Here is a 22,881-nt window from a genome sequence, read left to right on the forward strand (position 1 = left end):
GGGCAGCGCTGGGTCTTTCCAGTCTTCAAGCTGCGCGAATATCTAGCTCAGACCAAGTAAGACCGCCTGTCTGTCGCTTAGTCTGCTTTTGGTTTATAATGCTCGTCGAGGTGTACGAGCAATGAAGCAGAAAGATAAAACTAAAGCTCTGGCTGGTCGCATTGGCGGCCGTGTCGGTGGTAAGTCGCGCTCAGCAGCCAAGCTGCGCGCAGTGCGTGAGAATGGCAAGAGGGGTGGACGGCCACAAAAGGAGCGACGCTGATGGGACGCACGCATGGCTCGATTGGCTGTGTCTATCAGAAGAAGAAACAGGGGCAGTACTATGCGACGTACCAGCTGAAGCGTAAGCGCGTCACGCGAGCGACTGGCAAACTCAACAAGCCAGCTGCAGAAAAGATTCTGGAAAAGCTGATCGGCGAGCATCAAGCGCGCATGGCGCAAGGGTCAGCGGGCTATGATCCGAAGTTTGAAGAGATGTATGACCGGCTGCGCGACTTCTATCGCAACAACGACCGGCGCAGCATTCGCATGCTCGACATACGTTACAACCATTTGGAACCGTTCTTTCGCGGACTGCGCGCGTCGCAGTTTGGTGCCAGGCTCAGGAGTTATCGCACGCTGCGACTCAGCCAAGTCTCGCCTAAGACCAAGCGCAAGTATTCGCTGGCGACAGTCAAGCTGGAGCTGGCTGCGCTGCGCTTTGCGATGGTGCTCTCTGGCGTGCCGCTGCCGCACTTCGAGCGAATCCAGCTGAACAATGCGCGTCAGCAAAGCTACAGTCGCGCTGACTTAGAGCGCGTGCTAGTGGCGCTGCCAGAGTATCTGCGTCGACTGGTTGTCTGCTATTACATCACTGGCTGGCGTCTCGAAGAGCTGCTGTCGCGTCAGTGGCCGGATATTGACGTTTACAACGCTCGACTGTGGCTCGACGCAGCGAGCTGCAAGACCAATGATCCACGCTTCTGGCCGCTGCGCCCCGACAGCTGGCTGACAGAGACGCTGCGCGAGCAACGCGCTTTCGTCACGCGCATCGAGCACGAGCGCGAGATCAAGATTGCGTGGATATTCTGTCGGGACGACGGCACGCGCATACGCTGGTTTCCATATCCACTCTGGCGCAAAGTCGTGGCGTCAGTCGGGCTGGCTGGTTCTTACATTCACGACTTTCGACGCAGCGCGTCGAGCAATTCCACGCGCGTGCGCCATACGAATGAGAAAGTCGCGATGCAGCTGATCGGCCATAAGTCAGTGACTCAGCACCAGAAGTACCAGCAGCCGAATCGCGACGATATTGACGATTTCGCTGACCAGCTCGACGAAGTGCACAAGCGCGACGCAGCAGCGCTGCTGCGCCAAAATCAGCATCTAGAGGATTTCGCTTGCTCCCAAGGACAGCTTGGTGCTACCAGTATGCTACCAAAGCATGATTTGGAGCGTCGCTGAGCGCACTGATCATGGCGTGACAAGATGAAATTGTGCTTGATTTCATTACGTTTTTTGGCTGCCGGGAGCGGGAGTCGAACCCGCACGAAGCTTGCGCTTCAGAGAATTTTAAGTTCTCAAGAGCCACTTCCTGTTCAGGCGCGAATCAACACGAAACAACGTAAACGTGCGTATTCATTAGTTAATTCGCGCCCGAACAAAACAGCGTCGGCACTCAAAACTGCTATAGTTAGCTACGTTGGTGCTACCAGTATGCTACCACGGTTAGCATACTTCGAGCTGCACCAGCGCTTTTGGTCAGCGTTGCGCGAGCTTGGCTCAGACGTGCAGTCGCGCTTGATTTCCCAGGTCAAGCGTCAGCGTGGAGTTGCGATCTACGCTTCGACGTCAGTCATAGTTCGGTCTGGCTGAGACGCGCCGAGCGGCTTGCTGTCATCCCCCGGCAGCAAGCCGTGTTTCTTTTCTGGTGGGGAATGTCCTCCGTCAAATGGGTTTCTTGATGGAGCTATACGAGCAGATGTTGGCTGAACGTAAACACGACGATTCGGCGACGCGCCGCCGCGTGTCGCTTAGTCAGGGGAGGAGGGTCGCAGCGGCAGCGAAGATTGCTGCTCGTAACTCCCAGCAGTCAAGCGCACTGCTGCGACCCGTCCGTGGGGGAATCGATCTATCGCTGCCACGCGGCGACCAAGAGCACGACGATGACGATCCGGACGAATGGCTTTGAACCATGTCAGCTCATCGCTGCGCTGTTCACCGCTGCGCGGCTCTGCGCTAGTCATCGCTCTGCGGCTCACGTCTGTGCCCCGCTCGGCAATGCAACGCAACGTCTCGAAGACCATGTGACATTAAGCATAGCAACTGGTTGGGGAGGTAACAGACCAGATGATTGACTGCGTGACGCGACAGGAGCGACTGCGCTTTCTGCAAGGCGCATTCTTTGGCGCGAGTCTCAGCATGTGCGGCCACAGCAAGAGCGAAATTGCTGATCGCTTCGCCCATATTGGCGAAGCCTGGGGCATCTCGCGCTCTGAGTTTGAAGCGAGCTTCGACGAGATGCTGGCGCAGCTCGACGCAGTTGAACGCGAGCAGTTGATGCACTGAGCGCCATCATGAGCTTTGCAGCATATAACTGGGGACTAGAGCAGACAGCTGGCACCACTCACGCCAAATCGATTTTGTTGGCGCTGTGCAACTGCGCCAATCCAGACGGCGACTGCTGGCCGTCACAAAGCACGTTGGCCAAGCAGTACGAGATGTCACGGCGCACAGTGATTCGCGTCCTCCAGCGACTCGAAGCCAGAGGCATGATCAAGCGTCAGCGCAATCGCGAGCTATGTGGGCGCTTTCTGCGTAACAGTTATCGCGTGTTGTACAACAGCGATACTCTGTCTGCGCCATGTGACAATGTGTCACTGCCCGTTCCGCCGCCATGTGCCACTCGCGACACGCAGCCATGTGCCACTCGTGACGCTGCTTCTATAGATCGATCCATCAGAAAGAAAACCGTCAAAGAATCTGATCCATCACTGGTGCACGAACGGCTTCAGCCAAGTGTCAGACGCCAGCCAGCAGCCAAAGCGCAGACTTGGCCGGCGGATCTACAGCTGACAGCCAGCATGGTTGAATACGCAGAGCGCCACGGCGTCGACGCTGAACGCGAATTCGCAGCGTGGCGCGACTACTGCCAAGCGCACCAATCGCGTTATTGCAACTGGGAAGCAGCGTGGCGGATGCGCATTGGCAACTTCGAGCGCTTTGGCAATCCAGCCAATCGACGCCAAGTGCCAGCAACGTCGAGTGACAATCTGTTTGCCAACTATAAAATTCCGGAGCAATACACTTTCGCGCCTGGCATACGCGACGGCATGAAACTCTTGAGCGAATTGGAAACTAAAGAGCGCGCGGCCAAGCAAGCAGCCGGAGATTCCGGATGGATATAAAAGCTACTACGCAAATTTTGATGCGCATCAAAGCGCTCTGGCAAGACCAGTACATTGACCCGCTGATCTTCAAAGCTTGGCATGAAGAGCTGGCGCAGCTCGACGCTGAAGAAACTCTGCAAGCCATTCGTGAGCGCATCCAAGCTGGCATGGCTCGACCCTCATGCGCAGAGCTATATCGCGAAGCGTCAGCCATTCGCGAGCAACGACTGAGCGTCGAGCGCGAGCGTCGGCCAAAGGTCGAGTACCAGCAAAGCGCAGCAGAGCGCGAGCGAAACCTCGAGCGCTTTCAGGAGATTTTGGCCCGACTCAAACGCGGGATTCGCTCAGTCGATTAGAGCAGGGGAGGCTCTTATGACAACTGTCGCTATGATTCTCAGTTTTCTGCTGGTCAGTGTTGCTGCCAACGCGCAGGAACTACTGCCGCCTCATGCAACGTTACCAAGTGGCGAAAGTTGCGCAGCCAAAGTCAGTGCGCGACCAGAGATTCGCCCGCAGAACAGACTCTACAATCTCACTGTGCCCACAGCGACAGAGCTGGCCCCATTTTATAGCAAGCCACTGCAATTCAATGGGCCACCTGCTTCAGATTTCTTTCGGGTCGATGGCAATTTCAAAGGCACGACCGACGAGATTATCCAATGGGCAGCGTGCAAATGGGGCATGGATGTCACTCAGCTACGCGCTCAAGGGTGGGCTGAAAGTGGATGGAATCAAGCAGTAAAAGGTGACGACGAATTTGAGCACTCACAATGCACTGGTGGCAATGGCTTCGATGCGTGGCAGCCAAGTGGCTATTGCTACACTAGTTATTCTGCGATTCAAATAAAATGCACGAATTACAATGCCTGCCCGATGGCATACGAAAGCACGCCTTTCGCTTTCGACTTTCGCGGCGCGTACTGGCGCGCGTGCATGGAAGGCCATATCAAGTATTACGCTGACTCAAAACCAGAGCCCGGCTATCCGACTTACCCGAATGGCACTGCGCAGCAAATGTCAGATGGTTGCATGGGCTCGTGGTATTCAGGCAACTGGTACGACAGCAGCGCGCTGCCCTACATTGATCGCGTGCATGGCTACATGCAGAGCAAGCCGTGGCAGCCGCCGTTTCGCTTTACAGCGCCAGCGCAAAATCAGACTGTCTCAGGTAACGTCACTGTCAAGATTGTCTGGCCCAACACGCCAGGGCAATGCTTTTATGCGTGTCTCGACAGTGACATGGGCTTTGTCACATGCGTTCCCGGTCAGGGTCCGTGGACCTGGAACACTACTTCGCGCGTCCCAAATGGCTCACACATTCTGACGGCTCGCGCTTATACCTGTGGCATGCCGATTCCTGCTGGTAATGATTTACCGATTGGCTGGCCGGACGCCAATCTCACAGTCAACGTACAGAACAGTGCTGCGAGTGTGACAAAAGTCAGTGCGCACAAGCGCAAGCGCTTCGAGCCGCACCAGCAGCAGCAACGGCGCTGGAAGTCGTGAGCCATGAAATACAGAATTCGAGTGCATCAAGTCCCGCCCGATGCCCCGTCGACAACCAGCTGGTTCACACTTGATGGCGTCGTGCGTGAGTTTGCCAGCGAGTCAGAGGCGCAGATTGAAGCGCAGCGCTTGACGCGCGACGCGCAGTCACTCGACGTCTGGTATATCGCTGTCGCAGTACCCGACGGCTGATGACGACAGAGCGGCGCACTGTGTTGGAATGGGGCGAAGACTTTCATCGCGAGTGGGACGAGCTGATAACCAAACTTAAAACCAACAATTCCACTGGAGGATCAATGAGTGATCGCCAAACGACCGTCATTCGAGTTAAGTACCGAGACACAAGAGATTATCGAGCGTTTAGAGCGCGCCAGCATCACTGAGCTGATCACTTATCGCCAGCTGCTCGACTTGACTGGCTTTCAAGACGTCGAGCAGATGCGTCCGTACTTGCGCACTGCGCGTCGCCAGCTCTGGCAACGTCACGTCTATACCAGAATCGAGCACAAACAGGGCGTGCTGCGCGTCGACGGTGACGGCGCAGTCGACTGCACGTCGCGTCGTGAAGAGTCGCTGACGCGCCAGCGTCGTCGCTTGCAGCGCGATTGGGAAGCGATCATTAACGCCACTGCTGAAAAGGCTGCGCTCAAAACGAAAAGCGTGGTCAAGCACGAAATGATGAACGCGCTCGAATCGCTTTATCGCAAGCGCAGTTTTACGCCGCCTATCGTCAATGATTTCAAACTGAACCCGCTAAAAGTTTTGCAGCTATTCCAGCGCAAAGCGGGTTAAGAAACTAGGCGCGATGCATCGCTTCGCCACTCTACGCTCGTCGGCGCTAAGCAGCGCAAAGCGACGCACTGCTTCGCTGGTCTACTTGCCGCAACTCAACGCAACGTTTCCCCGCGCGTCATCGCGACGCAAAGCGGCGCTGAGCCACGCGGCGCAGCTCCCGGCAGCGCGCATTGTCGCAGCGCAGCGCCCTGCGCATCAACGCAACGCAACGTCTCGCAAGAAAAGTTTCGCGGCGCAACGCCCCGCGGCGCTACACCGCGCCCCGCCTCGCAAGGTGAGTCTGCTCGAAGCCCCGCGAAGCAACTCAACGCAACGTCTCAACGAAAAGAAAAGCTTCGCCGCGCACCGTGACGCTCTGCTCGGCAGCGCGCTGCCTGGCGGTGCTCAGCAAAGCACGGCTACTCAACTCAACTCAACGTCTCGAAAGAAAGTTTTCGCTCAGCGACGCTTCTCATCGCTACTCCTCGCACAGCATAGTTTCGCGGCGCGAAGCATCACAACTCAACGCAACGTCTCGAAAGAAAAGTTTCGCTTGGCCGCGCGGCTACTCCGCGCACGGCCTCGCCACGCCTCGCATGGCAGCGCGACGCCCGGCAGCGCACGTCGCCGCTTCGCGGCTCTGCTCATGGCCTCGCGACGCTAAGCAACACAACGCATCGTCTCAGCATCTAACCAACCGGAGGGACAACAACAATGGCGACCAAAGTTTTTGCAGAGCTGGAAAGCATCGTCACTTATTCGCAGTCGCAGCAGGTTGACTTGAATTTTCCACGCGAAAGCAACGAGTCAATGAGTCAGTACGAGAATCGATGCTGGCGGCTGCGCTGTCACACTGATGACTCAGGCATCGTCGAGCTGCCAGACAAGACGCTCGCGCGAGTTGGCAACGTGATCATACCTGGCATGATCTTTCATCGCGTGTTGTTGGAGTCGGTCAAGAGCACTGGCGAAACCATTCCGGGGCGCGGCAAAAAAACTTATCTCGATGCGTTTCGCACTGGCGTCATGGTTGATTCAAACGTGCTTATCGGGATGCAAGGTAAAGAAATTGAGGGTGAGTGGATTTCAGTTGATCCGCGCGGTCGTCCGGGTGGGCGCGGCGTGCCAAAGAAATTCCCGAAGTTTCCAGCGTGGAAAGGCACTGTCGAGTTTATGGTCTTCGACGAGATAGTGCTGAACCAATCCAAGCGCGGCGTTGCCATCTTCGAAGAAGCACTGGAGCAAGCTGGTCGCTTTGGTATTGGGCGCTGGCGACCAATCAAGTCTGGTGGTCAATATGGCCGTTTTCGCATAGTCAGTCTTCGTATTGAAAGTGTCGACACGTTAAGTAGTGCAATAGAGAACCAAGCGCACATGCAATAAATAGATCATGCCTGACGAACACAATGGTGAGAGCAAGGGCGGCCAATCAAATTAACGGCCAGATAGACATTAGCGGAACGATAGCGATCAACGGCTCGATCAGCCTCTCGCTGGAACAGCCACCCGCAATCATCTCAATAGTTACAACACGGCTCAACGGGTTCAGCGTTAGAGCGCAAGGAGATAAAATGGCTTACACACTTCCCAGTGCAATGCAGATTGAAGTAGGCGTGCAATATACGGATGCCGCTGGCAATCCAGCGACGGTCGATGATGCAGTAGTATGGAATTCATCTGATGAAACCATACTAACGGTGAGCGTCGTCGCCGGGCCACCCGCTGGTTACCCCAACGGTGGTGTTTGTGTGGTGCAGGCAGTTGGCCCGATAGGGCAGGCTCAGATAACTGCGACAGCCGATGCCGACTTGGGCGCAGGCACGAAGAACATCACGACGCTGCTCGACGTTCAGGTGATCGCTGGTGAAGCTGTAGCAGGAGTCATTGCGCCCATTGGCGACCCGTCGCCTATATAGACTGCGCGTAGCGAAGCGGCGTCCGTCGAGTATCGTCGTATTGCAGCAGCGCTGCAGCAGCTTGAGTTATTCCAAAGCTAAGAGGTGAACGCTAGTGAGACGACGGTCGTGGCGAGAGGATATTCTGATCGTAGTGGGGCTATTGGCGTGTGTGGCTATCGGAGTGTGGCTCGGCGTCCACCCTCGTTTACGATGAGTCTGGTTGACTATCAATTCTTTAGTGTGATCCATCCCTACATCATCATTCAACGCTATGTTCGAGAAGGTGGCGGTAGTCAGAATCCACGCTATCGGATTGAAATAAAATCAGACATCCCGTCTGCTGTGAAGCGTCAAGCACTGGCGTTTGAGATGCCATGCGTGGCTTGTGGCGCAGTCATCCATCCGTTTCGACAGCGCGGACCAGCGAGGCGTGGAGTGAACATTGGCAATCTGTATTACGCTGCGTGCTGCCCGTTAGCAGTACGACTGCCGTGCTCGCGTGGTGAAGCGGCGTCCGTCGAGTATCGTCGTATTGCCGCAGCGCTGGCAAATAGAGTGTCACCGTAAGAGGGGGGAGAGCGGATGCAATCCCTCGTATGCTCAAGCTCCGTGACCGCTTCGTGGTCACGGACGCGCAGTCGCAAGTTAGATAGGGGTGGGGGTCTTTCACCGTTCAACCTGCTATAAAGTGAAAAGGGACCGAATTGTGACTTACAAGCGATGCCAGGACCAAGACCGAAGCCGACTGCTGTCAAACTCGCGCAGGGCAATCCAGGCAGACGGCCGTTAAACTCACGCGAGCCGGATGCGCGACTCGTCACGCGCTTGCCAGCTGCGCCAGTTGAGCTGAATCAACGCGCTGCACAAGCATGGCGACACATGGGACGCGAATTGATTCACGCGGGACTGTTGACGACGCTCAGTTTGCCGTGTCTGCGTCGCTGGTGCATCGCGCATGACGATTACGAGACTGCGCGCGAGCTGTGCAGCAAGACGGGGCTGGTGCTCGTGACAAAAAATGGCGGCGGGGCGTACATGAATCCCGCGTTCAACGTCAAGTCGATGGCTGCCAAGCTGATGCACCAGTGCGAGCTGGAATTCGGCATGACGCCAGCGTCAGCAGCCAAAGTCAAAGTCGCCAGTCCGAAGCAACTCGACTTGTTCGCAGAGCTGTTCGAGCAAGACGCTGCTGAACCACTGCCAGATGACTTCGACCCTGACTTGATGAATTGATGGATATTCAGCAAATCGCAGTCAGCGAGATTCACGCTGCACAATACAATCCACGCAAAGAGCTGCGCGAGAGCGACGCAGCTTATCAGCGCTTGCTGAAAGGGCTGGACACTTTCGGCTTAGTCGAGCCGCTGGTGTTCAATCGTCGCAGTGGCAATCTGGTCAGCGGCCATCAGCGCTTCAAAATCTTGCTCGCGCGTGGCGACGCGACTGTGCCATGTTCAGTTGTTGACCTCGACGACAAAGCTGAGAAAGCGCTGAATCTCGCGATGAATACTCACGCTGGCGAGTGGGATTTCGCCAGTCTCTCGGATCTAATTGCTGAGCTGTCGCAGACGTCGCTCGACCTCGACTTAGTTGGCTTCAATCCACAAGAGCTGGACAAGCTGCAAGCTTGGCCGCAGCCGCTGCTCAACGATTCAATGCCGCTGCCAGAGCGCAAATATCTGCGCGTCGAGACTGTCGAGCTGGCGAAACTGAAGCCGCATCCGCGCAACTTTCTCAAACACCCCGCTGACCAGCTCGAACACCTGATACAAAGCATCAAAGAGCACGGATATTACCGCAATATCGTCTGTGCACGAGACAATACTGTGCTGGCTGGTCACGGCGTCGTCGAGGCGGTGCGCAAACTTGGCTGGCTCACAGTGCCAGTGATCCGGCTCGACCTCGACTCGCTCGAACCCCGCGCGCTGAAAGTGCTGACTGGCGACAATACTACGCGCAATCTGGCGATTGTCGACGACCGCGCGCTGACCAATCTGCTGCGTGAAGTCAAAGACGTCGCGCTCGAGGGACTACTGGGCACTGGTTTCGACGAGATGATGCTGGCGAATTTGACGTTTGCGACCCGCACGCGCGATGAAATCCACGGACGCGACGACGCCAAAGAATGGGTCGGGATGCCGAGTTACGAGCAACAAGAGCTGCGCGTGATCACGCTGCACTTTCGCAATCGTGAAGACCGCGAGCGCTGTGGCAAGCTCTTGGGCCTGCCGCTTGGCGAGACTGACGAGACAGTAAAGAATCGCTTCTGGTGGCCGAGTGGCGAGAAACGCGATATTCGCGCCGTGCGCTTTGAAGACCAAGCAGTCAAGCGCGATCAAGCACTGGCAGACGCGCAGAAAGCTTGCTCCCATGCGACTTTTACTGCGAATGCGGCCGGTGGCGTGACGTGCAATCAGTGCGGCCTGTTCATGTTTCGTGAGCCAGGGCAAGAAGGGTAAACGATGGCTGCGCTGGAGCTGGTCGCGCTCGACGATGGCACTCTGAGTTCGAGGCGAGTTTCGACGAAATGCTCGAGGCGCTGCTCGCGGCTGAGCGCGCGGAATTGATGAACTGACATGAGCTATGGCGACGTGTTCTGCTTTACTTACTAGGGAGGGGAAACCATGCACCACCGACGACTCGTGATCATACTCAGTGCAGTTATGTGTCTGGCGACGACTGCATTTGCAGCCGACTATTGGATTCACGTCAAGAATTGCAACGGCTGCACAGTTGAGCTCGGCCCCGCGTCGCCAACTCAGACGTCGACGCCAGCGCCAACCATCACTGCCAGTGCGACAGCGACGCCGACTGCTACTGCCACAGCGACGCCGCAACCACCGTCGCCGACTGCTACGCCAACTGCTACGCCGACTCCGGTCGGCACGGTCGAAAACCTCACCGCGCCGGAGAGTACTATGGTTCAGTGCGTCGAGCAGGTCGGTGGCAACGGCAGTAGCGAGAATCTTAATCCGGGGCAGAGCGTTAAGGTAGGCTGTGATCTTGCAGACAGCGAAGTTAATCTGCCAGTCAATGGGACGACCAAAGTGCGCTGCGGTAATCCGGCGGAAAACAACCGCTGGACGCCGCTCGCTCGTGGCGCTGGGGTAATCATCAAGTGTAATAGCAGCGGCAGTTCAACTCCCACGCCAGTCCCGACCGGCACAGCTACGCCAGTCCCGAGTGCGACGGCAACGCCTCCCTCGCCGGTCGGTCTCAATATTCTCACTGGAACCTATCAGGGCTGCAACGCTGGCCAGGGCGCGGGCTGCGCCAAAGGCGATGTGGTTTCGGGCGACGATGGCACGGTCAGCAGCAATTCGTGGATGCTGACCAGCAACGCCGGGAAGTTCACGCCTGCGATGGTGGGCAAGCGAATTTCCATCATTCAATGGAACGGAACGGCGACCGCCGCAGCGTGCGGCGGGACCTGGGCTGGCTACGGTTGTTATAATGGCGTCGCGTGCGAGGGCGTGGTGGCGCAGTATAATTCATCGTCGCAGATCACGGTGAGCAAGAGCGCGCTGTGCGGATCGTCCGGCATTGGCTTCAACCAGAGCGACGGCGCGGGCTGGTTCGTGGGCTCAGACGATTCAGCCGCGATTGCAGCGGCGCTGGCTCAGGCCAAGACCAACGGCCAAAGTCTGGTGTTCCCGGCTAACTACACGGGCCTGGTTTTCTCGCCAGTGACGCCACCCTCGAACGCGACGATCCAGTGCGCGGACGGAGCCACTCTTATCGAGCCGCATTTTTCGACCGCCACGGATCAGATCTTCAAAGTTACGGCCACCGGGTTCAAGATCGATGGCTGCACTCTAAGCGGTATCGAGCAGCCTGGCGCGCCGTGGTACGACCCGGCCCGTGAATATAATTTAGGGATAAGCATCTATACTGGCAAAGGCAGCGCCACCACGACGATTACGCATAATATATTCCGTAACTTTTTCGGCACGTATGCAGTCGGTACGAGCGGCGCGTCGAACGTAGTAATCGATGACAATTTATTTCAGAACAATGGATACTATGGCGTGCAGTTAAATCAGACCAACGGGGCGACCTCGGTGCAGCGCAACCGCTTTGAGGATTCCAACTATGGGTCGGAGGATGGCGGACCCATGCCCGCTGGCGGCAACGCCAATCAGCAGATACTGAACAATGTGTTCCGGCTGGTCAACGCCAATGGTCAAGGTACCGGATATTCGAGGAGCCAGAAGGCGGTAAATGGATTTTGCCACGGCAGTGTCTTTCTGGACCCCGGCCGCTTCGCCTCCGGTGGTACGCCAGCTCCCGGTCAGTACAATGGCTTAACCGTTTCGGGCAACGACCTTCAGGGAGCGGGGATGCAATTCTTCGGCGGCCCGGATTGTACGACGCATAATTATGGCGCGGTGCTCTCCAACAATATCTGCACCAACGGCTGTACGTGTACCAACTGAACGCTCGCTCCGATAAAAGCTCTTAGCTATGGCCGAACGTATTCTGCCGCGTTATCCGATTTATATCCCGTCCAAGGGCCGGTACGATTCTGGGCTGACTGCGCGCTATCTGCTCAACGATGACGTCCCGTTCAAGCTGGTGGTCGAGCCACAAGAGCGCGACCAGTACGTCGAGCGCTTTGGCGCTGAGCATGTCATAGAGCTGCCGTTTCGCGATCTTGGCTCAGTCATTCCAGCGCGTAACTGGATTCTGGAGCACGCCAAAGCCAGTGGCGCACTGCGTCACTGGCAGCTCGACGACAACATTGCCAGTTTCAAGCGACGTTACAAGCGCACGCGCATTCGCTGCAACGCAGCCAACGCGCTGGCTGTCGCTGAAGACTTCACTGACCGCTATGAGAACGTTGCGATTAGCGGGTTGAATTACGAATTCAACCTGCCTGACATGAACAGCGTCAAACCGTATCAGGTCAACTGCCAAGTGTATTCGTGCACGCTCGCGCTCAACAGTATGCCGCAGCGCTGGCGCAATCGTTACAACGAAGACACTGATATTTGTTTGCAAGTGCTGGCAAGCGGCTGGTGCACGCTGCTGATCAACGTGTTTTGCGTTGACAAAATGCGCACGATGACGGTAAAAGGCGGTAATACTGACGTGCTTTATCAGGGTGATGGCCGACTGGAAATGTCGCGCTCGCTCGAACGCAGCTGGCCTGGCATCGTGCGTACTTATCGACGCTTCGGGCGCCCGCAGCACTTCGTCAACTGGAGCTGTTTCGACACGCCACTGAAGCGACGCAGTGATATCACGATTCCGACTGAGCCAAACGAATACGGTCTGGAGCTGCGCCCGCTCAAGCCAGTGAAGCACGCAGAACTAAAAAAATTACTGGCTGAAACCGGCAAATCTTGATGGGTGCTGCGCTTGCCAGCAGCGAAAAGCTCGACGCTGCGACAGATTACGCTGAGCGCGTCTGCCACGGTGAAATTCTTGCCGGTCAGCTGGTCCGCGCAGCCTGCGCGCGCCATCTGCGCGATCTAAACACTGGCGCAGCGCGCGGTCTGTTTTATGACCCAGCCGCAGCAGTGCGAGTGTTCAAATTCTTTGCGTTTCTGCGCCATTCAGAGGGGAAATTCGCTGGCAAGCGCTTCGAGCTGGCGCCGTTCCAGCGCTTCATCATTGGCTCGCTGTTTGGCTGGCGACGCCGCGACGGCACGCGCCGCTTTCGCACTGCGTATATCGAAGTGGGCAAGGGCAACGGCAAGACGCCACTGGCAGCTGGCTTGGGGCTGTACGGTCTGATTGCAGACAAAGAACCAGGCGCGCAAATCTTCGCTGCCGCAGTGACGCGCGATCAAGCGGGCATCGCGTTTCGCGACGCAGTGAACATGGCTGAAGCGTCGCCAGAAATCGCGGGCCGGATCGCGTTCTCAGTGGGCTCGATGGCTGTGCCAGTGACGCGCTCGCTCTTTCGTCCGATCAGCTCTGAGAAGCGCGGACTGGACGGCAAACGAGTACACATGGCGATTATCGACGAGCTGCACGAGCACCCCAGCGCGATTGTCGTGGATAAAATGAGAGCTGGCACGAAAGCGCGACGTCAAGCGATGGTAATCGAGATAACCAATAGCGGATATGACCGCAATACTGTCTGTTACCAGCATCATCTGCTCTCGAAACAGATTCTTGCCGACATCATCCAGAACGATGCCTGGTTTGCTTATATCTCGACGCTCGATCCATGCGAGCGCTGCGCAGCTGCGGGGCGCACGTCGCCCAACGACGAGTGCGGCCAATGCGACGACTGGCGCGACGAGCGCACTTGGCTCAAAGCCAATCCGGGCTTAGACACGATACTGCCGCGCGATTATCTGCGTGAGCAAGTCGCTGAAGCCGTCGAGATGGCAAGCAAAGAAAACATCGTCCGCCGCCTCAACTTCTGCCAATGGACAGAACAAGCAGTGCGCTGGCTCTCGATGAGCGATTGGGACGCTTGTCCAAAGACATTGCCACAGCTCGAAGCGCTGCGCACGCGCGTCTGCTATGGCGGGCTGGATTTGTCGACGAAAATCGATTTGACTGCGTGGGCGCTGGTCTTTCCACCGAGTACGACTGATTCAAACTGGGTACTGCTGGTGCGCTATTTCGTACCAGAAGAAAACGTCCGGCCACGCGAGCAGCGTGATCGCGTGCCCTACTCAGTCTGGATTCGTAGCGGTGCGATAATCGCTACGCCCGGCAACGTTGTCGACTACGACACGATTGAAAAGCAAATCATCGAAGACAGCCGCATGTTTCGTGGCCTGCAAGATATTGGGTTTGATCCGTGGAATGCCACTGCGTCAGCCAATCACTTGACGGCAGCTGGGCTGAAGATGATCGAAACGCGCCAAGGTACTGCGACCATGAGCGAGCCAGCCAAAGAATTTGAAGCTGCGCTGCGCGCCAAGAAACTCAATCACGGCGCGAATCCAGTCTTGCGCTGGAATGCGGCCAACGTCTCAGTCAAACGCGATCACAACGACAACTATATGCCTGACAAAGAACGCTCGACTGAGCGCATCGACGGCATCGTCGCAGCGCTGATCGCGTTCGCTCGCGCTGTGCGCAATCAACCGCAGCAGCCGTCGATCTATTTACAGCGAGGCATATTTCGCTTATGACAGTGCGAGGATCGCGGACGTTTAAAGGTGACGTGATTCTGCTGCTGCTAGATATCGCTGCACTTGGCCTGCTGACTTATGGCTCATGGCTGGCGTGGCATCCGGCTGGCTTTCTGACGCCTGGTGCAGTGATTCTTGGCTTGTCAGTGATGACTGATTTGACCGGCTAACCGAAAAGCGAGAGGGAGGGGGATGGGCATCGTCAGCATGATGCGTCGACCCGCAGCAGTTCAAAGCGCTGCGCCAGTCGAAAAGCGTATGTCGCCACAAAGCGGGGACCCGTATCTCGTCGAGCTGCTGAGCCGTGGCACGCAGACAGCGTCGGGTACATGGGTCACGCCAGACTCAGCACTGCGTATCGCTGCCGTCTATCGCGCTGTCGCAGTAATCGCCAGTGGCGTCGCGATGACTGAGCTGGCGCTGTATCGTCAGCTCGACAAGCGTCTCGGCAAAGAACGCGCGTATGCGCAGCCGCTCTATGGCTTGCTGCACGACTCGCCGAATGCGTGGCAAACGAGCTTCGAGTTTCGCGAGATGATGACTGCCAACTGCTTGCTGAACGGCAACGCTTACGCACTGATCGAGCGACGCGGCGATGGCGTGATTATCCAGCTGACGCCGCTGAATCCAGAGCGCGTGCGCCCGTATTGGTACAACAACGAAATCTGGTATGAGTTCCGGCCGCAAACTGGCGCATATAAGCAGTATGCAGCTGACGAGATTTTCCATTTGAAAGCGTTCAGTCGTGATGGCGTCAATGGTCTGTCGCCAATCGCGCTGATGCGCGAGAGCGTGGGGCTGGCGCAGTCTGGCGAAGAGTTTCAAGCGCGCTTCTTCAGCAACGATGCGACCCCGCCGCTGGTACTGACCACGCCACAAGTGCTCGACGACGAAGCGCGCAAACGGCTGCAGCAGAGTTGGATCGAGGGCGGCGCTGGCTTGCCCAACGCTTGGCGGCCGCGCGTGCTTGAACAAGGGCTCGAGGTCAAAACAGTCGGGATAACGAATCACGACGCTGAATTTTTGAGTCTGCGAAAATACCAGGTCACGGATATTGCGCGGATCTTTGGCGTCCCGCCGCACATGATTGGCGACTTGGATCGCGCGACGTTCTCGAATATCGAGCAGCTCAGCTTGGAATTCGTCACGTATTGCCTCGCGCCGTGGTTTGAACGCTGGGAGCAGGCGCTGGCGCGCGACTTGATGTCAGCCAAGATGCGCAGCAATTATTTCTTTCAATTTCGCGCTGAGAAACTGATGGTTGCTGACGTGCTCCAGCGCTATCAAGCTTATAACGCTGCGATTCTCTCTGGCTGGCTCAACCGCAATGAAGTGCGAGAGCGCGAGGGTTTCAATCCAGAGCCGGAGCTGGACACGTTTGTCGAGCCGCTTAATGTGCAGCCAGTCGGAGCGCCGCCGCCCGCAGTCAAGCCAGGCGCGAAAGCTCCAGCGCAGCCGCAGCCAGACACGCCAGCAGAAGAGCAGACAGAGCAAGAAGCTGCTGCCAGTCGCTCGTTGTATCAAGCTTATCGCGAGTTGGTTGAGGAGCGCGTCAATCGCGTGATCGCCAAAGAGCTGCGCAGCGTGCGTGACATAACTGCGCGCTGCAAGAAAGTCGACGAGCTGCAACGCGAGCTGGATCGCTTTTACAAGCGCTTTGCCGAAGCGTCAGTCGAGCATATCGCGCAGTCGCGTCGCGAGCTGCGCGACTATCTCGACGCCGGAAACGATATCGAGAGCTTGCTGCAACGCTGGCAGACGCAGCGTGCAGCGCAGCTGGTCGCCAGCGAGATGGCGCGCTGGAAAAGTCTGGACACTGGCGCTGGATTGCATGTGAATGGCGCAGCGCAGCGTAATTGAGTGCTTCAGTTGGCCGGAGGCTGCTCGAGGAGCGATTAGAAGCGACTGATCTATATGATCGTATGGCTGGAAACGACCGAGCGCAGGAGGCGCGTTTTGCTATGAATCAGCTGGAGCACCGTATTATTGGCTCGTCTATTCGTCTGCTCGAGGCGCGCGACAGCAGCAGCGCTGCCAACGACTCGTCGACTGCTAAGCTGGTCGCAGCGCCACGTCTCGGCGGTTACGCTGCGCGCTTTCTGACGCGCTCGTTGCCGCTTGGCTTCGAACAATTTTACGAGCAGATCGACCCGCAAGCGTTCGACGAGTCGCTGGCTAAACAACCAGACATTCGCTTTACGCTGAACCACGACCCGTCGCGCATTTTTGGCCGCACCAGAGCTGGCACGCTGCAAGTTTCGCGCGACGACAATGGGCTGCTGTTTGAAGTCGACTTGCCGCACACTGACGAAGCTCGCACGCTGGCGACCGCTATCGAGCGTGGCGATATCTCGCAGTGCTCGTTTGCGTTTCGCACGCTGCAAGACGACTGGTCAACTGACGAGAGCGGGATGCTGGTGCGCACGCTGCTGCGGCTCGATATCAACAATGGCGACGTCTCAGCTGTGACTTACCCAGCTTACGAGCAGACTGAAGTCGAAGTGCGTTCGATTATCGAGTATGGCCGCGAGCGACTGGCAGTGAGGGGCTGGCAAAGAGCAGCCAGCGCGCGAGTACGTCAGCTGCTCTTGGCCGAAGTCGAATAGCTACCAGTTTTTGCTGAATCGTTTCAGTACTGCGGCGTCGAATACATATTCAGAATCGTCGTGCTCCAGCTGCCCGTTGTCATAATACCAAAAGCCACGCTCGGGTGGTGGGGGTGGCAGCGGCAACTGCTCTGCTGCTTCCAGCGCTTGAGCGAGCGTGAGAGCTGCTTTCAAAATGACTGTCGCGTTACGGCAGATGCGCGATGGATGCCAAATCTGCAAGTCGCGCTTGTCCCATGTGCCAAGCGCAGCAAACTCATGCGGTGCGGGATTGCGCAGATATTCGCGAGCGTCGACGTCATCACATTCAATTTCGCACCGGCTGTTACTCGCGGGGTCGTCGCGTCGCCAAACCCAGCCGGGGCCGTCAGAGCGCGCGAGATATCCTGCTGTCATCATGAAGTCTGTTAGTCTCGGTACTTTGTTCATTTGGTCCTGTCCTCGTTAGCTTGGTCAACAGTCGGAGCTGCTGCTGTAGCGCGCTGGCGCGGCCGCCCACCCTTTTGCCCGTTCGCACGCACTGTCGCAGTTTTCGTCGAGCTTCTGACAGAGCCGCCGCGACGCCCCATCTCAGCCGCGTTTGGTATGGCTTTACTGCGCAGCAGCTTGCGCGCTTCGTTGAGCAGCTGACTGTGTTGTGGCTCAGTCTTCAGTGCAGCCAGCTGCGCGACGAGCTGGCGCAATACTTGTTTCTCATTAAGCGTCATCGAAAGATTCCTCCGCGAGCCATGCTTGGCAGTTGACGCAGTGTAGCGTCGTGCGACTTTCTTGTATCACGTTATGGCCGTGGTGGGTGCGCTCGAACCGGCTTCTGGCGTGCAATAATCGAACGTAGCGGCTGGCGCGACCAAGTCGCGTGTCGTGCGTGCCAGCGTCGTTGTCGTGTCTGCTCATGCTCTGCTCTGTGCGTTCTTTCATTGTGGTAAATCCAGCAGCAGCTCGACGAAGTGCAGCACTGGCTGACCAGTGCTGTCGCGCAGCGACGCGCTGCGCACGATGTCTGTAAAACAGCCGCACGAGTGGTCTGGAAACTCGAAGCAAGCGTAAGCATCGAGCCACTGACCGCCAAGCGCTGCGATATCGCTGCGTCTCACGCTTGGCAGTCTCGCCAGATATTGCGCTGTGGTCATGTCATCTCCTGTCGAACGTTTAAGTTTTCTCGCAGCTCGATTATAACCAAAGCGTTTGCTTTCTCAAGCTAACAAAGCGAGGCGCCTGACCGCAGCACAAAAAAATGGCTCTCCATTTTTGTGAAGAGCCATTTCGCGTCACGCAGTCGCCAGCTCGTTTCTAGAACCGCATACTAAGCAGTAAGACGTCTGTCACTGCGCCATCGGCCATCTTCAAGTATGGCTGATGAAGAGCCATCTTATTCGCAGCTAAAAACTGCGCGACTGCTGGCGTCAGCTTCAGCTTGTCTGAGCGATTCTCGTTCGAGTAGAACCAGCCAACGTAACGGTCGGTTCTGGCGTCGTACTCGACTTTGCTGACCAGCATGTATTCAATAGGAAACTCGGATCTGATGATTTCCAGCGCAGCGTCAATCTGACTGCGCATTGGCGCACTGGTCGCCAGTTGGTGCTCGTGAATGATTTCGGTAATCGTGGTAGTTTTCATGGTTAGTTCGACTCCTGTTTGAATGCTAGTTGCTGGTTGAAATAGCGCGTAAAGCGCCTGGCTGATTCGAAGCAGAACGCTATCGCCAGCGCATACAACGAGTCGTTTGGACCGGAATCCAGCGACAGCAAGAACCTGAAGACATAGCCCAAGACGACAAACGCGCCGACGAAAATTCCGACCGACCGGAGTTTTCGAAGTTTTCGAAAGCGACCGTCGCAGGCGCCACTGCCGAGCCAGCCAGTACTGCCGCTGCTTTCTGGCAGCCAGTTGCCTATGACCAGCTCAGCGTAAGTTAGTTCTTTCCGGCGAGTTAGCTTGTTCTCGTCTCGTGTTCTCATGTGTGTCATACTCGTGTTCTCCTGTTCGGATTGTTGATACGCGAAAAGCTCCAGCAGATTTGCGCTGCTGGAGCTTTTACGTGCTCTTAACTTGCTAGAAATCCTTCTCCGGCGCGTCATAAGCTGATGCAGTGCGAGTTGCAGGCGTTGCACGCTCAGCGAGTTTCTCAGCAGGTGTCTCAGGCGTCAGTTGGAGTGAGACTGCTTCGGGTTCCAGCTTGTACGCTGCGCCGTCGACCAGATCGACTGCCCACCAGAGCCAAGCGAAACAGTTGAGAAAAGACACAGCTGAGAGCGACGAATGGAGCTGCGCAGTCTGCTGGTGATAGCCGGGCTTGGTCGCAACTACTTGATATTCGCGGTCGCGAGACAAGCTGACTTCAGTCGGCGTGATGTACGTCTCGCCGCCAACCGCTACGCTTGCTCCAGGCGGGTCAGTTGTAATCGGAACTGTCTCATGTGTACCGTGGATCAACGTCGCGCAGCTCGTCGCGCTAAGAAATGCGACTGTGAGCAGCGTCGATAATAGTCGTCGGATAATGTGATGGTTCATTTTTGTTTTCCTCGCTTTGTGGTTTGGTTGTTGAAAAGTTGAAAGCTCCAGCAGGTTCGAGCTGCTAGAGCTTTCGCGTGCGCTACGCTGCGCGTCGTGCTTTGCGCAGCGCGGTGTAGCACTTCGAGCACTGACGCTCGTGTTTCCGGATCGCAGACGCAGCAGTCACGACATTGCTACAAGTTGCACACAGCATCTCGCCAGCAGCGTTGTACGCATCCGGATCGTTCTCACGACTGCCAGCGTACACGACGCCAGACTTGCCAGTGCGAGCGAACAGCAAGCGATCTTTGCCAGTGCGCTCGACGACTGGCGCAGTCTGTTTCTTGCTGCTGCGCTTGGTCGACTTGACCGGCTTCTGGTCGCGCTGCTGGTGCGCGTCGTCGAGCTGCTTGACCAGTTTCTTGCCACGCTTGGCTGCTGCACTGATCGTTTTGTTCAACTCGCCAGCGACGAAATCTTTGACGACTGGCTCGACGATGCCAGAGCGCTCAGCGCGCTTCGTGAGCTGTGCAAGCATGGTTTCACGCTTGGTCGACTTGCTGCTTTTCTTGCTTTTCTTGCTTTTCATCTTTCCGTTTTCCCAGTGGTTTGCTTTCTGTTTGAGTAAGTGCAGACAGTTGACTCCGAGACAGACTGGACAGTCGGCGCGCTTCTCGTCGTGTCCGCCGTCGAGATGCTCATTCTCGACTCCTGCCGACTCGAAGCAGACTTCACAAGTGCCGCCATCGAAGTCTTTCGCTTCGCAAAGCTCGCTGTGCGTGAGCTTCTGACAGCATCGGCAACGCATCAGCTTGTTGTAACTTTTCTTAAATTTCGCCATCCAAATCTCCTGTCAGGTAATTGCTGACTGTCATCAATATAACCAAAGCGCTTTGGATATGCAACACGGAAAGTGGTGCGTTTGTAACTTATTTGCGGTTGAGACGCGCTATATGCGCCAGTGCTCGGCAGACGCTCTAGGATCGATTCTGGCTGAAAAGACGCATGGTCATGCGTCTTTACTGCTGAAACGCGCTCAGATTGGCTCTGCGAGCCAAAAAAAACGCTCTCTGCTGTGACCAGAGAGCGTGTTTTTGAGAGACGATTTACAGTTTGTCAGCTGCGACAGCACGCTTTGGCTTCGTCTTTGTCGAGATAGTCAGTCTCGCACTCGCCGCAGCGCCAGACTTCCTGATAAGTTGGCTCGTCTTCGCCAATGCAATCATTGTCGTTGTCTTTGTCGTACAGATAGACTTGTGCTGTCTGTGGCTCTTCGAGAGTATAATGCAAGTCGTCAGCTCCATCGCTTACTTCATTGACTCGCCACGCATCTGACGTTTCCAGCTTTTCATCATGCGCATGAATCGCGTTACAGACTGGACACTCGAAGCCAAATTTTGTCACTCGTTTAGCTCGCACTTTCACTTTTCTCCTTGGTCAGTCTAGATAGCTGACCAGCGCATTATAACCAAAGCGCTTTGGATTATGCAAAGCAGGTCTTACTCCCGACAGCTCGATAAGTCTAATTGCCTGGCCCAGATATGAGATTCCAGACAGTCAGGAGCGTGGAACAAGCGACGACAATACGGGCACTTGCGACACTGGCACGCTTGCGCGCATTGGTGCTGGCAGAGACAACAGCGCTCGCGACTGACGCTGAGCCAGCCAGTCAGCGTCAGTCCGATTATAAACGGCGTCATCCAGAGCCAGAATTGCCAGTTGGTCATGTCATAAGCGCTGGCGAACGGGACTGTCCAAAATGAAGCAGCGAACGCGAGCGCGATCAAGCATTTGATTGCGAGCTTCATAAGCGTCACTGGCACCTCTGCGCGAGCAGCAGTTGCAGCGACGCGACTGTCACTTGCGCACTGTGCAGCTGGCGCTGCTGACGTTGGATCGTCGCGTTCTCAGCCAGCACCATCACTGACAGCAGCAGCGCGGCCAGCCAGCCCAACCAGCCAAATAGCGCACTCATTTGAGATGCGCCAGAATGAAAGTGCAGAGCGCGACCAGTGCCAGTGTGAAAGTCGCACTCGCGCCAGCGACGATTGCCATCGCTTTCCAAGGTTCCCATTCAGCCAACGATTTTTTGTAATGTGTGTCTGCCATAAGATTCTCAATGCGCGCGGTGCGCTCGTCGTCGTCCGTGTAACTCGTCATGGGTTTTCGTGTCCAATGCAATGGGGAAACGCAGCAAGTAGCTCATAACGCGGACAGCGTCGCGCGGGTCGATGTCTTGGCTGAGCAGCACGTCTGACAGCCAGTCGCGCAAAGCCGGTTCCAGCTCCAACGCGATGCGCTTGATTTCTGCTACGCTCATGCGCGTTTCGAGATGCAGTTTCTTCATCCAGTCGCTCTCCTTTCAGCCCTTGTGTTTGCGTTTGCGCTTTGGCAGCTGGAGCTGCTGTTTGAGTTTTTTTTGCTGTGCCAGCAGCTCCAGCGCGATGCGCTCTTCTTTGGCGCGCTGTTCGAGCAAATCGAGCATGTGGTGCTCGCGACAATCGCGATGAAACACTCGCTGACAGTGAATGCAGCTGTTGCCAGGCGACGGCGGCCCGCAGGTCTTGCCACAATACCCACAATAATAATGTAGTCGTCGCGCCATTCTCTAAGCTCCAGCTGCAATCAAATATCAAACAGAAGCAATAAATCAAAACCAAAACGCTTGGGGCTGAGCGCGCGAGTTGCTGCGCTGGTCCATGCGCTTAATCGTCACTTATGCTATAAGCGAGCTTGCCATGCGCCGTGCGTCGTTTTATCTGCTGTTGCTGTGGCTTAATGGCTGCGGCGATAGCACTGGCATTGGCTATCACTCGCATACGCTGGTCATCGGCCCCGCCGCTGGCTCGCGCTTGTTGCTGGAGCTTGACGAGCCGTCAGCTTCAGCGACGCTGACGCCAACTGCGACGCCGACGCCAAACGCTCGACTGCCATTCGACGACGAGCACGGCGCGGACGACGATTGACAGCACTCAGGAAATCCGCTTAACTCTCTCGGACCAGCGCACCAACAAAAAATCAGCGCTGTCTGTAGGCGCGGCCAGATTCTCGCGGACGCTTTCTGAAGCGTGACCAAATCCGGCTGCTGCGATAGCTGCCAGCTGGCTTTCTCAGGTCGGCTCTAGAGCTGTCGGTA

At 56.5% G+C, this 22,881-nt stretch carries 33 protein-coding genes; 19 read left to right on the top strand and 14 right to left on the bottom strand.

Annotation, left to right across the window (positions count from 1 at the left end):
• Nucleotides 1–261 precede the first annotated feature (261 nt).
• Entirely contained in the window at nucleotides 262–1,443 is a 1,182-nt protein-coding gene (locus VH187_RS01410) for a tyrosine-type recombinase/integrase (protein WP_329699710.1), read from the top strand.
• 569 nt (nucleotides 1,444–2,012) lie between these two features.
• On the opposite strand, the gene VH187_RS01415 is transcribed toward VH187_RS01410, so the two are convergent.
• Entirely contained in the window at nucleotides 2,013–2,225 is a 213-nt protein-coding gene (locus VH187_RS01415; protein ID WP_329699711.1) for a hypothetical protein, read from the bottom strand.
• A gap of 103 nt (nucleotides 2,226–2,328) precedes the next feature.
• On the opposite strand from VH187_RS01415, the gene VH187_RS01420 reads away from it, so the two are divergent.
• The 11 genes from VH187_RS01420 to VH187_RS01470 all read left to right on the top strand — a co-directional run bounded on the left by VH187_RS01420 (nucleotide 2,329) and on the right by VH187_RS01470 (nucleotide 10,005).
• A complete protein-coding gene (locus VH187_RS01420) occupies nucleotides 2,329–2,547 on the top strand; it encodes a hypothetical protein (RefSeq protein WP_329699712.1) in 219 nt (72 codons plus the stop codon).
• A gap of 8 nt (nucleotides 2,548–2,555) precedes the next feature.
• Complete coding sequence (locus tag VH187_RS01425) at nucleotides 2,556–3,386, top strand: helix-turn-helix domain-containing protein (protein ID WP_329699713.1); 831 nt, start codon at nucleotides 2,556–2,558, stop codon at nucleotides 3,384–3,386.
• A complete protein-coding gene (locus tag VH187_RS01430; protein WP_329699714.1) occupies nucleotides 3,377–3,724 on the top strand; it encodes a hypothetical protein in 348 nt (115 codons plus the stop codon). Before VH187_RS01425 ends, VH187_RS01430 begins: the two co-directional genes overlap by 10 nt.
• A gap of 16 nt (nucleotides 3,725–3,740) precedes the next feature.
• Nucleotides 3,741–4,874 (top strand): hypothetical protein, encoded by a 1,134-nt coding sequence (locus VH187_RS01435; protein ID WP_329699715.1) that lies wholly within the window; start codon nucleotides 3,741–3,743, stop codon nucleotides 4,872–4,874.
• A gap of 3 nt (nucleotides 4,875–4,877) precedes the next feature.
• Nucleotides 4,878–5,066 carry a hypothetical protein gene (locus VH187_RS01440; RefSeq protein WP_329699716.1) on the top strand — a complete coding sequence of 63 codons (189 nt, stop codon included), beginning with the start codon at nucleotides 4,878–4,880 and terminating at the stop codon, nucleotides 5,064–5,066.
• 108 nt (nucleotides 5,067–5,174) lie between these two features.
• A complete protein-coding gene (locus VH187_RS01445) occupies nucleotides 5,175–5,666 on the top strand; it encodes a hypothetical protein (RefSeq protein WP_329699717.1) in 492 nt (163 codons plus the stop codon).
• Nucleotides 5,667–6,362: 696 nt separating this feature from the next.
• Nucleotides 6,363–7,031 carry a hypothetical protein gene (locus tag VH187_RS01450; protein ID WP_329699718.1) on the top strand — a complete coding sequence of 223 codons (669 nt, stop codon included), beginning with the start codon at nucleotides 6,363–6,365 and terminating at the stop codon, nucleotides 7,029–7,031.
• Nucleotides 7,032–7,219: 188 nt separating this feature from the next.
• Nucleotides 7,220–7,564, top strand: a complete 345-nt coding sequence (locus VH187_RS01455; RefSeq protein WP_329699719.1) for a hypothetical protein — start codon at nucleotides 7,220–7,222, stop codon at nucleotides 7,562–7,564.
• Nucleotides 7,565–7,756: 192 nt separating this feature from the next.
• A complete protein-coding gene (locus VH187_RS01460) occupies nucleotides 7,757–8,113 on the top strand; it encodes a hypothetical protein (RefSeq protein WP_329699720.1) in 357 nt (118 codons plus the stop codon).
• Between the two features lie 153 nt (nucleotides 8,114–8,266).
• Nucleotides 8,267–8,779, top strand: a complete 513-nt coding sequence (locus tag VH187_RS01465) for a phage terminase small subunit P27 family (protein WP_329699721.1) — start codon at nucleotides 8,267–8,269, stop codon at nucleotides 8,777–8,779.
• The gene (locus VH187_RS01470) at nucleotides 8,779–10,005 is read left to right on the top strand and encodes a ParB N-terminal domain-containing protein (RefSeq protein ID WP_329699722.1); all 1,227 of its coding nucleotides are present in this window, start codon (nucleotides 8,779–8,781) and stop codon (nucleotides 10,003–10,005) included. Before VH187_RS01465 ends, VH187_RS01470 begins: the two co-directional genes overlap by 1 nt.
• Nucleotides 10,006–10,304: 299 nt before the next feature.
• Here the strand turns inward: VH187_RS01470 and VH187_RS01475 are convergent, their stop codons facing one another.
• Complete coding sequence (locus VH187_RS01475; RefSeq protein ID WP_329699723.1) at nucleotides 10,305–10,433, bottom strand: hypothetical protein; 129 nt, start codon at nucleotides 10,431–10,433, stop codon at nucleotides 10,305–10,307.
• Nucleotides 10,434–10,464: 31 nt separating this feature from the next.
• On the opposite strand from VH187_RS01475, the gene VH187_RS01480 reads away from it, so the two are divergent.
• From VH187_RS01480 to VH187_RS01505, 6 genes are all read left to right on the top strand, one after another.
• Nucleotides 10,465–11,982 carry a right-handed parallel beta-helix repeat-containing protein gene (locus tag VH187_RS01480; protein WP_329699724.1) on the top strand — a complete coding sequence of 506 codons (1,518 nt, stop codon included), beginning with the start codon at nucleotides 10,465–10,467 and terminating at the stop codon, nucleotides 11,980–11,982.
• A gap of 28 nt (nucleotides 11,983–12,010) precedes the next feature.
• Entirely contained in the window at nucleotides 12,011–12,895 is an 885-nt protein-coding gene (locus VH187_RS01485) for a GREB1-related protein (protein WP_329699725.1), read from the top strand.
• Entirely contained in the window at nucleotides 12,895–14,646 is a 1,752-nt protein-coding gene (locus tag VH187_RS01490) for a terminase large subunit (RefSeq protein ID WP_329699726.1), read from the top strand. Before VH187_RS01485 ends, VH187_RS01490 begins: the two co-directional genes overlap by 1 nt.
• Nucleotides 14,643–14,816, top strand: a complete 174-nt coding sequence (locus VH187_RS01495; protein WP_329699727.1) for a hypothetical protein — start codon at nucleotides 14,643–14,645, stop codon at nucleotides 14,814–14,816. Before VH187_RS01490 ends, VH187_RS01495 begins: the two co-directional genes overlap by 4 nt.
• Before the next feature lie 22 nt (nucleotides 14,817–14,838).
• Nucleotides 14,839–16,506 (top strand): phage portal protein, encoded by a 1,668-nt coding sequence (locus tag VH187_RS01500; RefSeq protein ID WP_329699728.1) that lies wholly within the window; start codon nucleotides 14,839–14,841, stop codon nucleotides 16,504–16,506.
• A gap of 101 nt (nucleotides 16,507–16,607) precedes the next feature.
• Entirely contained in the window at nucleotides 16,608–17,252 is a 645-nt protein-coding gene (locus tag VH187_RS01505) for an HK97 family phage prohead protease (RefSeq protein ID WP_329699729.1), read from the top strand.
• On the opposite strand, the gene VH187_RS01510 is transcribed toward VH187_RS01505, so the two are convergent.
• The 12 genes from VH187_RS01510 to VH187_RS01565 all read right to left on the bottom strand — a co-directional run bounded on the left by VH187_RS01510 (nucleotide 17,253) and on the right by VH187_RS01565 (nucleotide 22,350).
• Nucleotides 17,253–17,681: a hypothetical protein gene (locus VH187_RS01510; RefSeq protein ID WP_329699730.1), complete on the bottom strand. Its 429-nt coding sequence runs from the start codon at nucleotides 17,679–17,681 to the stop codon at nucleotides 17,253–17,255.
• Entirely contained in the window at nucleotides 17,678–17,959 is a 282-nt protein-coding gene (locus VH187_RS01515; protein WP_329699731.1) for a hypothetical protein, read from the bottom strand. Before VH187_RS01515 ends, VH187_RS01510 begins: the two co-directional genes overlap by 4 nt.
• Before the next feature lie 207 nt (nucleotides 17,960–18,166).
• Nucleotides 18,167–18,382 carry a hypothetical protein gene (locus VH187_RS01520; protein ID WP_329699732.1) on the bottom strand — a complete coding sequence of 72 codons (216 nt, stop codon included), beginning with the start codon at nucleotides 18,380–18,382 and terminating at the stop codon, nucleotides 18,167–18,169.
• Between the two features lie 160 nt (nucleotides 18,383–18,542).
• On the bottom strand, nucleotides 18,543–18,869 hold the full coding sequence (locus tag VH187_RS01525; protein ID WP_329699733.1) for a hypothetical protein: 327 nt from the start codon (nucleotides 18,867–18,869) through the stop codon (nucleotides 18,543–18,545).
• Between the two features lie 2 nt (nucleotides 18,870–18,871).
• Entirely contained in the window at nucleotides 18,872–19,219 is a 348-nt protein-coding gene (locus VH187_RS01530) for a hypothetical protein (RefSeq protein WP_329699734.1), read from the bottom strand.
• A gap of 85 nt (nucleotides 19,220–19,304) precedes the next feature.
• Entirely contained in the window at nucleotides 19,305–19,763 is a 459-nt protein-coding gene (locus tag VH187_RS01535) for a PEGA domain-containing protein (RefSeq protein ID WP_329699735.1), read from the bottom strand.
• An 82-nt stretch (nucleotides 19,764–19,845) separates the two neighbouring features.
• Nucleotides 19,846–20,586 (bottom strand): hypothetical protein, encoded by a 741-nt coding sequence (locus VH187_RS01540; RefSeq protein ID WP_329699736.1) that lies wholly within the window; start codon nucleotides 20,584–20,586, stop codon nucleotides 19,846–19,848.
• Between the two features lie 275 nt (nucleotides 20,587–20,861).
• Complete coding sequence (locus VH187_RS01545) at nucleotides 20,862–21,170, bottom strand: hypothetical protein (RefSeq protein WP_329699737.1); 309 nt, start codon at nucleotides 21,168–21,170, stop codon at nucleotides 20,862–20,864.
• Between the two features lie 388 nt (nucleotides 21,171–21,558).
• Nucleotides 21,559–21,720 (bottom strand): hypothetical protein, encoded by a 162-nt coding sequence (locus VH187_RS01550; protein ID WP_329699738.1) that lies wholly within the window; start codon nucleotides 21,718–21,720, stop codon nucleotides 21,559–21,561.
• Complete coding sequence (locus tag VH187_RS01555) at nucleotides 21,717–21,854, bottom strand: hypothetical protein (RefSeq protein ID WP_329699739.1); 138 nt, start codon at nucleotides 21,852–21,854, stop codon at nucleotides 21,717–21,719. The genes VH187_RS01550 and VH187_RS01555 overlap by 4 nt, the downstream gene beginning before the upstream one ends.
• A 7-nt stretch (nucleotides 21,855–21,861) precedes the next feature.
• Nucleotides 21,862–22,092, bottom strand: coding sequence for a hypothetical protein (locus VH187_RS01560; protein WP_329699740.1), 231 nt, complete (start codon nucleotides 22,090–22,092; stop codon nucleotides 21,862–21,864).
• Between the two features lie 15 nt (nucleotides 22,093–22,107).
• On the bottom strand, nucleotides 22,108–22,350 hold the full coding sequence (locus VH187_RS01565) for a hypothetical protein (protein WP_329699741.1): 243 nt from the start codon (nucleotides 22,348–22,350) through the stop codon (nucleotides 22,108–22,110).
• 94 nt (nucleotides 22,351–22,444) lie between these two features.
• Here VH187_RS01565 and VH187_RS01570 point away from each other — a divergent pair, with 94 nt between their 5' ends.
• Entirely contained in the window at nucleotides 22,445–22,711 is a 267-nt protein-coding gene (locus VH187_RS01570; protein ID WP_329699742.1) for a hypothetical protein, read from the top strand.
• Nucleotides 22,712–22,881: the final 170 nt, after the last annotated feature.

It is taken from the genome of Scandinavium sp. (assembly GCF_036271055.1).
Lineage (GTDB): Bacteria > Pseudomonadota > Gammaproteobacteria > Enterobacterales > Enterobacteriaceae > Scandinavium.

Coding starts and splice junctions, on each gene's coding strand:
- VH187_RS01410 (WP_329699710.1), top strand. CDS start 262: ATGGGACGCACGCATGGCTCGATTGGCTGTGTCTATCAGAAGAAGAAA.
- VH187_RS01415 (WP_329699711.1), bottom strand. CDS start 2,225: ATGACTAGCGCAGAGCCGCGCAGCGGTGAACAGCGCAGCGATGAGCTG.
- VH187_RS01420 (WP_329699712.1), top strand. CDS start 2,329: ATGATTGACTGCGTGACGCGACAGGAGCGACTGCGCTTTCTGCAAGGC.
- VH187_RS01425 (WP_329699713.1), top strand. CDS start 2,556: ATGAGCTTTGCAGCATATAACTGGGGACTAGAGCAGACAGCTGGCACC.
- VH187_RS01430 (WP_329699714.1), top strand. CDS start 3,377: ATGGATATAAAAGCTACTACGCAAATTTTGATGCGCATCAAAGCGCTC.
- VH187_RS01435 (WP_329699715.1), top strand. CDS start 3,741: ATGACAACTGTCGCTATGATTCTCAGTTTTCTGCTGGTCAGTGTTGCT.
- VH187_RS01440 (WP_329699716.1), top strand. CDS start 4,878: ATGAAATACAGAATTCGAGTGCATCAAGTCCCGCCCGATGCCCCGTCG.
- VH187_RS01450 (WP_329699718.1), top strand. CDS start 6,363: ATGGCGACCAAAGTTTTTGCAGAGCTGGAAAGCATCGTCACTTATTCG.
- VH187_RS01455 (WP_329699719.1), top strand. CDS start 7,220: ATGGCTTACACACTTCCCAGTGCAATGCAGATTGAAGTAGGCGTGCAA.
- VH187_RS01460 (WP_329699720.1), top strand. CDS start 7,757: ATGAGTCTGGTTGACTATCAATTCTTTAGTGTGATCCATCCCTACATC.
- VH187_RS01465 (WP_329699721.1), top strand. CDS start 8,267: ATGCCAGGACCAAGACCGAAGCCGACTGCTGTCAAACTCGCGCAGGGC.
- VH187_RS01470 (WP_329699722.1), top strand. CDS start 8,779: ATGGATATTCAGCAAATCGCAGTCAGCGAGATTCACGCTGCACAATAC.
- VH187_RS01480 (WP_329699724.1), top strand. CDS start 10,465: ATGGTTCAGTGCGTCGAGCAGGTCGGTGGCAACGGCAGTAGCGAGAAT.
- VH187_RS01485 (WP_329699725.1), top strand. CDS start 12,011: ATGGCCGAACGTATTCTGCCGCGTTATCCGATTTATATCCCGTCCAAG.
- VH187_RS01490 (WP_329699726.1), top strand. CDS start 12,895: ATGGGTGCTGCGCTTGCCAGCAGCGAAAAGCTCGACGCTGCGACAGAT.
- VH187_RS01495 (WP_329699727.1), top strand. CDS start 14,643: ATGACAGTGCGAGGATCGCGGACGTTTAAAGGTGACGTGATTCTGCTG.
- VH187_RS01500 (WP_329699728.1), top strand. CDS start 14,839: ATGGGCATCGTCAGCATGATGCGTCGACCCGCAGCAGTTCAAAGCGCT.
- VH187_RS01505 (WP_329699729.1), top strand. CDS start 16,608: ATGAATCAGCTGGAGCACCGTATTATTGGCTCGTCTATTCGTCTGCTC.
- VH187_RS01510 (WP_329699730.1), bottom strand. CDS start 17,681: ATGAACAAAGTACCGAGACTAACAGACTTCATGATGACAGCAGGATAT.
- VH187_RS01515 (WP_329699731.1), bottom strand. CDS start 17,959: ATGACGCTTAATGAGAAACAAGTATTGCGCCAGCTCGTCGCGCAGCTG.
- VH187_RS01520 (WP_329699732.1), bottom strand. CDS start 18,382: ATGACCACAGCGCAATATCTGGCGAGACTGCCAAGCGTGAGACGCAGC.
- VH187_RS01525 (WP_329699733.1), bottom strand. CDS start 18,869: ATGAAAACTACCACGATTACCGAAATCATTCACGAGCACCAACTGGCG.
- VH187_RS01530 (WP_329699734.1), bottom strand. CDS start 19,219: ATGACACACATGAGAACACGAGACGAGAACAAGCTAACTCGCCGGAAA.
- VH187_RS01535 (WP_329699735.1), bottom strand. CDS start 19,763: ATGAACCATCACATTATCCGACGACTATTATCGACGCTGCTCACAGTC.
- VH187_RS01540 (WP_329699736.1), bottom strand. CDS start 20,586: ATGGCGAAATTTAAGAAAAGTTACAACAAGCTGATGCGTTGCCGATGC.
- VH187_RS01550 (WP_329699738.1), bottom strand. CDS start 21,720: ATGAGTGCGCTATTTGGCTGGTTGGGCTGGCTGGCCGCGCTGCTGCTG.
- VH187_RS01555 (WP_329699739.1), bottom strand. CDS start 21,854: ATGGCAGACACACATTACAAAAAATCGTTGGCTGAATGGGAACCTTGG.
- VH187_RS01560 (WP_329699740.1), bottom strand. CDS start 22,092: ATGAAGAAACTGCATCTCGAAACGCGCATGAGCGTAGCAGAAATCAAG.
- VH187_RS01565 (WP_329699741.1), bottom strand. CDS start 22,350: ATGGCGCGACGACTACATTATTATTGTGGGTATTGTGGCAAGACCTGC.
- VH187_RS01570 (WP_329699742.1), top strand. CDS start 22,445: ATGCGCTTAATCGTCACTTATGCTATAAGCGAGCTTGCCATGCGCCGT.